Annotated in this window: 14 protein-coding genes; all 14 read left to right on the top strand. The window is 62.6% G+C overall.

Translation table 11 applies throughout. The features are described 5' to 3' along the window. Positions 1-525: OmpA family protein (locus JCM9942_RS05755; RefSeq protein ID WP_157722796.1), on the top strand; the 525-nt coding region annotated here is incomplete at its 5' end. A gap of 328 nt (positions 526-853) precedes the next feature. Continuing rightward, on the top strand, positions 854-1,072 hold the full coding sequence (locus tag JCM9942_RS05760) for an HP1242/YdcH family protein (RefSeq protein ID WP_054658314.1): 219 nt from the start codon (positions 854-856) through the stop codon (positions 1,070-1,072). Positions 1,073-1,248: 176 nt separating this feature from the next. Continuing rightward, positions 1,249-2,619, top strand: coding sequence for a pyridoxal-phosphate dependent enzyme (locus JCM9942_RS05765; RefSeq protein ID WP_054658316.1), 1,371 nt, complete (start codon positions 1,249-1,251; stop codon positions 2,617-2,619). Between the two features lie 52 nt (positions 2,620-2,671). After that, positions 2,672-4,387 carry a GspE/PulE family protein gene (locus JCM9942_RS05770; RefSeq protein ID WP_054658319.1) on the top strand — a complete coding sequence of 572 codons (1,716 nt, stop codon included), beginning with the start codon at positions 2,672-2,674 and terminating at the stop codon, positions 4,385-4,387. After that, positions 4,380-4,886, top strand: a complete 507-nt coding sequence (locus JCM9942_RS05775) for a type II secretion system F family protein (protein ID WP_083468427.1) — start codon at positions 4,380-4,382, stop codon at positions 4,884-4,886. Before JCM9942_RS05770 ends, JCM9942_RS05775 begins: the two co-directional genes overlap by 8 nt. Before the next feature lie 259 nt (positions 4,887-5,145). Next, positions 5,146-5,589 (top strand): type II secretion system F family protein, encoded by a 444-nt coding sequence (locus JCM9942_RS05780; RefSeq protein WP_054658325.1) that lies wholly within the window; start codon positions 5,146-5,148, stop codon positions 5,587-5,589. Then, positions 5,573-6,052, top strand: a complete 480-nt coding sequence (gene gspG, locus JCM9942_RS05785; RefSeq protein ID WP_241772734.1) for a type II secretion system major pseudopilin GspG — start codon at positions 5,573-5,575, stop codon at positions 6,050-6,052. Before JCM9942_RS05780 ends, gspG begins: the two co-directional genes overlap by 17 nt. Next, positions 6,024-6,458 carry a prepilin-type N-terminal cleavage/methylation domain-containing protein gene (locus JCM9942_RS18135; protein WP_089153143.1) on the top strand — a complete coding sequence of 145 codons (435 nt, stop codon included), beginning with the start codon at positions 6,024-6,026 and terminating at the stop codon, positions 6,456-6,458. Before gspG ends, JCM9942_RS18135 begins: the two co-directional genes overlap by 29 nt. Next, a complete protein-coding gene (locus tag JCM9942_RS05795) occupies positions 6,445-6,867 on the top strand; it encodes a PulJ/GspJ family protein (RefSeq protein WP_054658332.1) in 423 nt (140 codons plus the stop codon). The genes JCM9942_RS18135 and JCM9942_RS05795 overlap by 14 nt, the downstream gene beginning before the upstream one ends. Beyond that, the gene (locus tag JCM9942_RS05800) at positions 6,864-7,466 is read left to right on the top strand and encodes a prepilin-type N-terminal cleavage/methylation domain-containing protein (RefSeq protein ID WP_083468430.1); all 603 of its coding nucleotides are present in this window, start codon (positions 6,864-6,866) and stop codon (positions 7,464-7,466) included. Before JCM9942_RS05795 ends, JCM9942_RS05800 begins: the two co-directional genes overlap by 4 nt. Then, positions 7,456-8,523 carry a type II secretion system minor pseudopilin gene (locus JCM9942_RS05805; RefSeq protein ID WP_054658336.1) on the top strand — a complete coding sequence of 356 codons (1,068 nt, stop codon included), beginning with the start codon at positions 7,456-7,458 and terminating at the stop codon, positions 8,521-8,523. Before JCM9942_RS05800 ends, JCM9942_RS05805 begins: the two co-directional genes overlap by 11 nt. Positions 8,524-8,539: 16 nt before the next feature. Further along, positions 8,540-9,538 (top strand): hypothetical protein, encoded by a 999-nt coding sequence (locus JCM9942_RS05810; protein WP_157722798.1) that lies wholly within the window; start codon positions 8,540-8,542, stop codon positions 9,536-9,538. After that, positions 9,531-10,187, top strand: coding sequence for a hypothetical protein (locus JCM9942_RS05815; RefSeq protein WP_054658341.1), 657 nt, complete (start codon positions 9,531-9,533; stop codon positions 10,185-10,187). Before JCM9942_RS05810 ends, JCM9942_RS05815 begins: the two co-directional genes overlap by 8 nt. An 8-nt stretch (positions 10,188-10,195) precedes the next feature. Further along, a partial coding sequence (locus tag JCM9942_RS05820) for a hypothetical protein (RefSeq protein ID WP_157722799.1) occupies positions 10,196-10,391 on the top strand: 196 nt, incomplete at its 3' end.

Here is a 10,391-nt window from a genome sequence, read left to right on the forward strand (position 1 = left end):
GAGGCCGAGCGCCTGCGCGTCCAGGCGCAGATCCAGGCCGAAGAGGCCGAGCGTATGCGGCTGGCGGCCGAAGCCGAGACGCTGGCCCGCCAGGATGCCGAAACCGCGTTGACCAGTGTGGCCGGCAAACAGGCCGCGCGGCTGACGGCCGCCCAGCAGAACGCGGCCAAGCTGGCCCGCGAGGAGGCCGAACTGGTTTCCGGGCAACGCCTGCCCGGCTCGAAGTTCGACAGTCGCGGGGAAGTATTCACCCTGGCCGGCGATGCCTTTGCCGCAGGGCAGGCGGCGCTGTCGGCCGGCGCGCGCAACCAGGCCAAGGCCTTGGCCGAGTACCTGAACATCGGCAAGAAGGGCCGGGTGGTGATCGAGGGCTACGACAGTGCCAATGGCGTCGGCCAGCGGCGTGCGCAGGCGCTGAAGGATGCGCTGGTGGCGGGTGGGGTTGCGGCCAACCGTATCCAGGTGGCCGGCAAGAAAGCCGCTTCGACCCGGGCGCGTTCGGTGGAGGTGATCGTGGCGCCCTGAGCCGGGTAACTGGCTGAGATTGTTATGTTTTGGTTTGTTTTCCGTGGCTGACTGCGCCGTGTTCCAGACATTTATCCGGCAGTTGCCAATAGCGCTTGCCGGAACCTTTTCGCAGGCGTAGGGTCAATCGTCCGGGCGGTACTTTCGCCGTCCGGACAGCGGAGGGCCGAGCCGATGCAACAGGGGCGCGAACCAGTACCGGGCAACCGCCGGCACGATAGCCGGGGGCTGACGGGTGGTTCCCTCCAGGTGCGTCTTGGCACTCCAATCCCGCAACGCCCCGTGCCGTCAGGCCGGGGCGTTTGTGTATCTGCTGAAGGAGGTAGTCATGTTTGAAGGGCAGCCGCAGAGCAAAATCGATGCGTTGATGAAAGCCGATCCCGAGTTCAAGCAGCTCTACCAGCAACACAAGAAGTTGAACAAGAAGTGCATGGATGCCGGGCTGGGTGTGCTTCCCATCGACGATGTCACGTTGGGCCAGATGAAGCGGGAAAAACTGCTGGCCAAGCAGAAGCTCCTGCGGATCTATGAAAGTGCGTTGAACTGAACCTTCCCCCGCAATACCGCTTCTGTCGCGGGCGATGGCGGCCTACTCGTCAACCGCTGTCGTCCGCGTCACTCCGCCGGGAATGATGCAAGCACCGTCCGTTGCCTGACTTTCCGGCACATCCATCGGATAATCGATGGTCCGGCCGCAGTTGCGGCGCGATGCGAAACCCTCCGATGCCCATCCATTCCTCCGTCCTCGAACTCATTGGCAACACGCCCATCATCAAGGCCCAGCGGCTGGATGCGGGCGTCTGCGAGCTGTACCTGAAGCTGGAGAGTTCCAACCCGGGCGGGTCGATCAAGGATCGCATCGGTCTGTCGATGATCGAGGCCGCCGAGAAACGTGGTGATCTCAAGCCCGGTGCGACACTGGTCGAGGGCACCGCCGGCAACACCGGCCTGGGCCTGGCGCTGGTCGCCCAGCAGAAGGGCTACAAGCTGATCCTGGTCGTTCCGGACAAGATGAGCCGGGAGAAGATCTTCAACCTGAAGGCGATGGGCGCCGAGGTGGTGCTGACCCGTTCGGACGTGGCCAAAGGCCATCCGGAGTACTACCAGGACCTGGCCAAGACCGTGGCCGAGCAGACCCCGGGCGCCTACTTCATCAACCAGTTCGGCAACCCGGACAACCCGGCCGCGCACGAGTTCGGTACCGGCCCGGAAATCATCGCGCAGATGGGCGGCGAGCTGGATGCGATCGTGTTCGGCTGCGGCAGCTCCGGCACCATGACCGGCCTGTCGCGCGCCTTTGCCAAGCTCTCGCCCAAGACCGAGCTGGTGCTGGCCGACCCGGTCGGCTCGATCCTGACCCAGTACATCAACGAAGGCACGCTGAGCGAGAAATCCGGCAGCTGGCTGGTGGAAGGCATCGGTGAGGATTTCCTGCCGGACATCGCCGATTTCAGCCGGGTCAAGAAGGCGTACTCGATCAGCGATGCGGAAAGCTTCCACACCGCGCGCGAGCTGCTGGGCAAGGAGGGCATCCTCGGTGGCTCCTCCACCGGCACCCTGCTGGCGGCCGCGCTGAAGTACTGCCGCGAGCAGACCGTGCCCAAGAAGGTACTGGTGCTGGTATGCGATACCGGCAACAAGTATCTGTCCAAGATGTACAACGACTACTGGATGCTGGACAACGGCTTCCTGCAGCGCCCGCAGCACGGCGACCTGCGTGACCTCATCCTGCGCCCGTACAGCCAGCGCGACACCGTGGTGGTGGGCCCGAAGGACCTGCTGACCACCGCCTACCAGCGCATGAAGCTGTATGACGTGTCGCAGCTGCCGGTGATGGAAGGCAACCAGCTGGTTGGCATCATCGACGAGAGCGACGTGCTGCTGCACGTGTACGGCGACGAAGTCCGGTTCCGTGATCCGGTGTCGGTGGCGATGGTCAGCAAGCTGGACCGGCTGGACGTCAACTCGCCGATCGAGGCGCTGCTGCCGGTGTTCGACCGCGGCCAGGTGGCGATCATTACCGACGGCGAGGTGTTTCTCGGTCTGATCACCCGCATCGACCTGCTGAACTACCTGCGTCGCCGGGTTCAGTAAAAAGTGAACTGGGGTGTCAGCGTGTTCGGATCTTCGAATATTTGAGGCGGAAATGCAGAACAGCATGCATGCGGACTACACACCGGTGACGCAACATCGCCTACTGGGTGAGCTGCTGGTGGAACGTCAACTAGTCTCTACAGGGGATGTGCAGAAGGCGCTCTCATTCCAGGCGCAGTTCGGCGGCAGGATCGGTAGCGTTCTGGTAAGACTTGGAGCGTTGTCGGAAGACAGCCTGGTGCCGGTGCTTTCCGAGCAATTGGATATTCCGATGCTTGCCGGTGACGAGTGGCCGGCCGGTGGTGAAGGCGTGCGCTCGACACTGTCTGATGCAGGCTGCAGTTTGGACTGGTGGCTGGACAACGGTATTGTTGCTTGGCAGGTCGAGGAGAAGGGGGTTCTTGCTGTGGCGCGTGACCCTCTTGATCCTTCAGTGAACGAAGCCCTGGACAAGGCATTCGGGCAAACATGGGCTTGGCGTCTGGCCAGATCCCAGGAAACGGAAAGGCTTATCGATATGGTCGGCAATTCCCGCTCACGTGGGGATATGGGTCTGGATGATGACGTGAGCCACCTTCGTGAACTCGCGGAGGAGGCGCCTGTCATAGAGCTGGTCAACAATATCCTTGCCCAAGCGATGGATCAGCGTGCCTCTGACATCCATATCGAGCCAGAGGAAGCGGTATTCAATGTTCGCATGCGTACGGATGGGATACTCCATACACGCATGGTGCTTCCGGCGAGTCGTTATCCGGCGGTCGCTTCCCGAGTGAAGCTGATTTCAGGAATGGATATCGCAGAACGTCGTCTGCCACAGGACGGGCGTCTGAGTGTCCGCGTGAGCGGGCAGGAAGTGGATGTGCGTGCTTCGGCGGTTCCTGCTGTTCATGGAGAGTCGATCGTGTTGCGCCTGTTGCCCAAGGAAAGGAAGGATCTGAGCCTTGAGGGGCTGGGTTTTTCTCCGCCTGATCTGGCGCTGTTCCGGACTTGGGTTGCGGAGCCCCATGGCGTCATTCTGGTAACCGGCCCCACCGGCTCGGGAAAATCGACGACGCTCTACGCCACGCTGGAGGAAATGAACCAGCGCGATCGCAAGATCATCACTGTCGAAGATCCGGTGGAATACGAGGTGGATGGCGTTACCCAGATACAGGCCAACTCGGACATCGGGTACACCTTTGCACGCGCGTTGCGCGCCATCCTTCGCCAAGACCCTGACGTCATCATGATTGGTGAAATCCGCGATTTGGAAACGGCTGAAATCGCGGTCCAGTCATCGCTCACCGGCCACCTGGTACTTTCCACTCTGCACACCAACGACGCAGTGAGTGCGTTCACCCGTCTGGTCGATATGGGCGTGGAGCCATTTCTTATCGCCACCAGCGTGCGCGCTGTGCAGGCGCAGCGATTGGTGCGTCGCTTATGCCCGCACTGCTGTCGGCCGACGGTGGTGCTGCCGGTGTTTGAACAGATGGCCGGTTCCCTTGTCGATGAGGGCAGCGAGGCAAACTGGAAAGAGGCGGTTGGCTGTCCGCGCTGTCAGGGCACCGGATATCGCGGCCGTCTGGGTATCTATGAGCTGGTGGATGTGACGCCTGAGCTGCAGGAGTTGGTCATTGCAGGCGCGACCGCTGAGAAGATGCGCGGTCTTGTCAATGCCCAAGGTGGCAGAACCCTGCGCGACGATGGCCTGCTCAAGGCGCGCGCGGGGCTGACGACCGTGGAAGAAGTAGTGCGTGTCACCGGCGGCATGACTGCCGATGAGTGACATGTCGCAATATCGCTACGAAGCGCTGGACCGCAGTGGCAACACGCTGACTGGCGCCTTGGATGCTTCTTCCGAAGCGGATGCGGCGCGGCGCCTTGCAGCGATGGGCTTGACGCCCTATACGTTGAAGGAAATAAAGAGCGGGCGTTCGTTTTCCAGCCGGCGCAAGGTCGCTTCCATGCGTGAACTGCAACTGGTGCTGCAGGAATTCACCGCGTTGCTGGAAGCCGGGGTTGGACTGGTGACTTGTCTCTCGTCCTTGGCCAAGTCCAGCCACCATCCCTCTTTGACCGGCGCTTTCGCTTCGATGGAAAAAGCTGTGCGGCGCGGCGAAAGCTTCAGTGTCGCGCTGCGCGAGTCCAAACTGCCGATCCCCGAGTACATGCACCAGTTGATGCAGGCTGGCGAAGCGACCGGTCGCATGGCCGAATCGATGCGCGGAGCGTTCGCCAGTTCGAATATGACCAGCGGGTCCGTCAGGAAATGGCCGGTGCGATGATTTATCCGGCAGTGCTGATGCTGTCCGGCGTGGGTGCGGTCGGCATCATTTTCATGTGGGTTGTGCCCCGCTTTGGCGGCCTGTTGACCCAGCATGGAGAGAGCATGCCTGCACTTTCCCGTTGGGTCATCAGTACCGGTGTGTGGCTCAGTTCGCATGCCTGGTGGGTTGCCGGTGCCATTATCACCGTTGCCGCAGCGCTTCGAGCGCTGTACAGCCTTCCGGGTGTCAGGGAAAAGCTGGCGGAAAGCTTGTCAGGTTGCCGGTTATCGGCGAATGGGTGCTGGAAGCGGAAGTCGGCCGCTGGGCCAGCACTCTGGCGGCGCTGTTGGAAGGCAAGGTCGAGCTGGTACGGGCGCTGGGGTTGTCGGCGGCTGCGGTACGCTTCGGCTTTCTGCGCAACCGGCTTTCAGCCGTGGTCAAGGGTGTCAAGGGCGGCATGACGCTGTCGGCGGCGTTGCGCGAGCATCGCGCACTCAATCCCACTGGTTATGATCTTGTGGCAGTGGGTGAGGCCAGTGGCGAATTACCCAAGCTGCTATCGGCTCTGGCCGGGCTGTATGAGGTTACCGGGCGAGACCGCATCAAGCGCATCCTTCAGCTGGTCGAGCCGTTGGCAATTATTCTTATTGGCGTGGTGGTTGGTGTGATCATGACGGCGATCATTCTTGCGATCACGAGCGTAAATGATGTCCCTCTATAGAAATTCGGAGAAGAAGATGAAGGTGCGCGGATATCGACGCATGCGTGGTTTTACCTTGTTGGAAATGCTGGTGGTTCTGGTGATTATCGGGCTTATCGCGAGTCTGGTCGGGCCGCGCTTGTTCAGCCGGGTGGACAGCTCGAAGGTGCAGGTTGCTGAAACCCAGACCCGCCTCCTGCGTGGAGCTATCGAGACTTACCGCCTGGAAGTGGGGCGTCTGCCAACCGCCGAGGAAGGGCTGGCCGTGCTCTCTACTGCGCCGGCGGATGATCGTTCCCGAGCGCGCTGGCGCGGTCCTTACCTGGATGAAAAGGTTCCTGCCGACCCTTGGGGAAATCCTTACCAATATGCCATCCCGGGGCGCGACGGAATGCCGTTTGCGATTTACTCCTTTGGAGCCGATGGCAAGGCCGGTGGCGAAGGCAATGACGCAGATGTCGGCTTCCTGCCGCAGGGCCAGTGATATTCCGGCCGGGCGGTCGACTTCAGGCAGAGGCTTTTCGTTGCTGGAGTTGCTGGTCGTCCTTGCGTTGATTTCGTTCATGACTGCCCTGGTGGCCCCACGCCTGAAAAACACGGTCGATGCCATCAGTCGCAGTGGTGAGCGTGCCGATGCGGTAAGGCAGCTGGAGCGCTTGCCGTTACTGGCGCGGCTGTATGGCACACCTATCACGCTCGACAAAGGGCAGGCGCTGAGCATGCACGGTCTTGAGCTGCCACAAGGCTGGAGCGTTCGCGCGGTAGACGGGCTGCAAGTTGCTGCCAACGGCTACTGCATCCCGGCGCTACTGGATGTCACCACTCCGGAGGGGGATGACCGCTGGATGCTGGGCACCCCCGATTGCAGGATTTCTGATGCACCGCCCTGAGTGGTCCCGAGGTTTCTCTCTTTTGGAAGCGATCGTCGCGCTGGCGATCGTCGCCACCGCGGGTTTGGCCCTGTTCGCCGCGATGAACCAGTCCATCCAGATGGCGTTGAGGGCCGAGAACGCGCGCAAGAGCGACACCGCCATGCGTAATGCCCTAGCGTGGATGGAGGTTGTGAATCCCGGGCAGACGCCCAGTGGTGAAAAGCGTCTGGGCGGCATGGTGATGGAGTGGAAATCCGAGCCTGTCGAGCCGCCGCGTGACGCGATGACCGGTTATATGCAGGCCGGCCTCTATCAGATCGGCCTGTACGACATGACCGTGGATGTCCGCGGCGAGGAAGGTGTCTCGGCCTCCTTCCATTTGCGCAAGGTGGGATATAGGCAGGTCCGGGAGCCGGCGCAGCTATGAGGTTGCTGGCAAAAATCCGTCCGGCCACGCGTCAGCAAGGCTTCACCCTGCTCGAAGCAATCGTCACGCTGGTGATCGTATCGATGCTGGTCACCGTCCTGATGCAGGCGCTGGGGCAGGCCATGAGCCTGCGTACGCGCCTGTTGCGTTTTGAAGGTGAAAATCGCGTCGCCGGATTGCAGGAAGCCTGGTTCCGGGAAACGGTGGCGGGTCTCCAGCGCGATCTGGAGGAACAGGGCGAGGGGACGCTGGGTACCCGTGATTTGATGCAATATTCGACACCCTCTCCATTGGCCGCACAGGGCTTTTCCGGCGTGCGCTGGTGGCTGGATGGGGGGCGACTGCACTATGCCGATACCCGGGTAACCGACGTCGTGGTCATCGAGGGGCCGCTGAGTGACGCGGCCTTCTCCTACTTGGACGAAACCGGCAACTGGGTGGACGAGTGGAAATGGAAAGACCACAAATTCCCACCGAAGATGATCCGTTTTACCGCCCGTACCGGCCGCGGCACGCTCGATTGGCTGGTTCCGATCATGGCCGACGGGCTGGATCCTGAAAAATTGAAACTGGACGAGGTCGGCAGCAGTGGCATTTGACCGTTCACCCGGGAGGCCTCGCCCGGAAGGTTTCATTCTGGCCGTCACCCTGTGGATTCTGGCCGGCATCACCATCGCTGTGGCGCTGATGACGTTGTGGGCTGTTTCCCAGGTGCAGGATGCGCAGGTCGCGCGCGCGCAGTTCGAGGACGAAGCCTCGCTGTATGAAACCCGCGACACCCTGCTGTATATCATCGCCACCCGGGAAAAGACCCTCGCCGGGCAGCCAACCCGCGCCCTGGGCGAGGACGAGTTGGCCTACCGCCGGCTCAGCGAATTTGGCGGACTCTCCCGCGATCCGGTGGGCGGCGAGCTGCAACTTGATGGGAGTCCTTATCAGGGGCTTGGCAGTGCCGCGTTTTCAATACAGGATGAAGCGGGGCTGTTTCCGATGGCGTGGCCGGGTCCGGAGGATCTGAACCGGTTCCTCCGCCTGTATGGCATCCCTTCCGAGCGCTGGCCCCGTCTGCGCGACACCCTGCTGGACTATATCGACCCGGATGACCTGAACCGCGTCAACGGCGCTGAAGCCCGCGACTACGAACGGGAACAGCGCAAGCCACCGCCCAACCGCCGCATGCTGGCGCCGGGCGAGTTGGCTATTGTGATGGGATGGGACAGTCTGCCGCCGGCGACGCTGGCCGCCATGATCGACCACATCACCCCGTACTACGCGGGAGGCATCAATCCCAACACCATGCCGGAGGAGCTGCTGCCGCTGCGTATTCCCGGCTGCCCTGAAACCTGCCGGCGTCTGGTCGAGCAACGGCGTCTGCGACCCTTTACCTCGACTTACGATCTGCAGGAGCGTCTGGCCATCCGGGTGCCGGGTGATGACGCGCTGGATTACCGGTATGTGGCCGACGACACTCTGCGTATCACGCTGTGGCGGCGTACGGGCGCGGCCTGGCGGATGCATGTAAGATTGACGCCCCTTGCGGACAAGCAAGGTCCTTGGTCGATTCTGGCCGCCTACCCAATTGCCCATCCCTCACATAATGAACCTGTGGAACAGACTGGCAGCCCTTTGTTTGCCGACAAGACGCCTGGTAAATGACGAACAGGGAGAAGTTTTGCGTGGCGGGCCGCTGGGGGGCCAGCAATGGATAGTGGGACGCGGCGAGTGCCAGTACCGGCGCGAGGATCTGCAGGCATTGCCTGCCCGTAAACGCCTGCAGGCCGGCAAGCTGGCCGAGGCGCGGCACAAACCTTCGCCCTCCGCACTCTCTTATGTGGCGTGGACGGGCGGCATCGCCCATTTCTGGTTCTGGATGGCGCCTGGCGAAAGCGATGCTGCTGGCGAGCGCCGCTGGATACCGGAAAGCCTGCTGCTGGCACCTCCTGCCGCCGATGGCGTGCGCCTGCTCAGGCTCGCCAAAGGGTACGAAGCGCAAAGCTGGCGCAATGGCATGCTGGTCAGCAGCCAGTGGTGGGAGCAACTGCCGACGGGCGAGGCATGGTTGCGGTTTGTCCGCTCCACCGGGCTGGATCCGGCTGCCCTGCAGGAAGTTCCTGAGCCCCTCTCATTGCCGTGGTCGTCCCGGCCGTGGGGCGAAATGGGTCGTGCGCAGCGCCTGATGGCCTTGTTCGACGAAAAAACGGCGTGGTTGCTGCTGTTTGCCGCACTCGCCGCAGGACTGGCATGGCAGGTCTCCGCGCTGCTGCGCTGGCAGCTGGCCAGTGACCAGTTGTCTGTCCGCGTGGAACGCCTGCGCACGGAAGTAGGTCCGCTGCTAGCCGCGCGGGAACGCGCCGAACAGGCCCAGGCCGACCTGGAACATCTGGCTGCACTGCGCACGCCCAATGACGACTATGTGCTGATGGCCGAGGTGGCCGCGCACCTGCCCGACGGCAGCACCTTGCGTACCTGGCGACGGGAGGCGGACAAACTGCAGGCCACCGTGCACAGCAGCGAAACCGATCCACGCGCCTTTGTCCTCGCCTTCGAAGGCGATGCCCGCCTGTCCGATGTCGCCGTGAGGCCCTTGCTCAATGGCGCCATGCAACTGGCGTTCGAGCTGCCTGCGGTATCGGAACTGGCCCCGGAGGCGAAGGAAGAAGGCCATGAGTAACCTCAACCGTCTGCAGCAGCTGCGCACCGAATGGCGCAACACCCCGCGACTGCGCTACGGCGGCATGGTGATCGCCGCCATCCTCGGCATGCAGGGGCTTTTCATGCTGTCCGACCAGGTGCACAAGTGCATGAGCGCCTATGCCGACGACATGGAAATGCTGACCCGGCTCGAAGGTGTGCGCAAGGAAACCTGGTGGCCGGAGCGTGCGGCCAAGACTGCCGAGCTGCTTCAATCGGTTACCGACCGGATTCCGGAAGTCACCGGCAAGGGCATGGCCCAGGCCGAGTCGCAGGCATGGCTCACCGCGCTGGGGGCCGAGCAGAAAATGAACGAGCCCAAGGTGAAGGTGGAAGATACCGTCGACGTGGAGGGCTACCCCGACATGTGGCAGGTGATCTCGCGGCTGGAGGGCAATTTGCCAGCCCATGGCCATGAGGCCTTCATGCGCGCGTTGGCCGAGGCCATGCCATGGACCCAGGTGGAACGGATCGAAGTCGGCGAGGGCGATACCCCGCGTGTCACCGTGACGTTCCGCAGCTACTACCGCAAAGCCGTGGCCGGTGCCGATACCGCGTCGCATCCGGCGTCCAGCCGGCAGGACAGCGCCACTCCTACCAATCCCGATGCGGCGGATCTGGCCCGATGAAATCCCACGTGCGTACCCTTGTCGTGATCCTGCTGGCCCTGGTCGTGGGCGGGCTTTCCAACTATTGGCTGGGTGCCGCGCCGGCTGCGGTGCAGCCGCTGCGGTTGCCTGCACAGGCATGGAGCGATGGCTGGAGTGGCGATACCGATCTGCTCGCTGTCAGCGCGCTCTGGCAGGAACGCGCGCCGTGGGGCGCTTTGCCGC

Source organism: Stenotrophomonas pictorum JCM 9942 (assembly GCF_001310775.1).
Lineage (GTDB): Bacteria > Pseudomonadota > Gammaproteobacteria > Xanthomonadales > Xanthomonadaceae > Stenotrophomonas > Stenotrophomonas pictorum.

Coding starts and splice junctions, on each gene's coding strand:
- JCM9942_RS18135 (WP_089153143.1), top strand. CDS start 6,024: ATGTCGGCTTCCTGCCGCAGGGCCAGTGATATTCCGGCCGGGCGGTCG.
- JCM9942_RS05815 (WP_054658341.1), top strand. CDS start 9,531: ATGAGTAACCTCAACCGTCTGCAGCAGCTGCGCACCGAATGGCGCAAC.
- JCM9942_RS05795 (WP_054658332.1), top strand. CDS start 6,445: ATGCACCGCCCTGAGTGGTCCCGAGGTTTCTCTCTTTTGGAAGCGATC.
- JCM9942_RS05760 (WP_054658314.1), top strand. CDS start 854: ATGTTTGAAGGGCAGCCGCAGAGCAAAATCGATGCGTTGATGAAAGCC.
- JCM9942_RS05775 (WP_083468427.1), top strand. CDS start 4,380: ATGAGTGACATGTCGCAATATCGCTACGAAGCGCTGGACCGCAGTGGC.
- JCM9942_RS05765 (WP_054658316.1), top strand. CDS start 1,249: ATGCCCATCCATTCCTCCGTCCTCGAACTCATTGGCAACACGCCCATC.
- gspG (WP_241772734.1), top strand. CDS start 5,573: ATGATGTCCCTCTATAGAAATTCGGAGAAGAAGATGAAGGTGCGCGGA.
- JCM9942_RS05800 (WP_083468430.1), top strand. CDS start 6,864: ATGAGGTTGCTGGCAAAAATCCGTCCGGCCACGCGTCAGCAAGGCTTC.
- JCM9942_RS05770 (WP_054658319.1), top strand. CDS start 2,672: ATGCAGAACAGCATGCATGCGGACTACACACCGGTGACGCAACATCGC.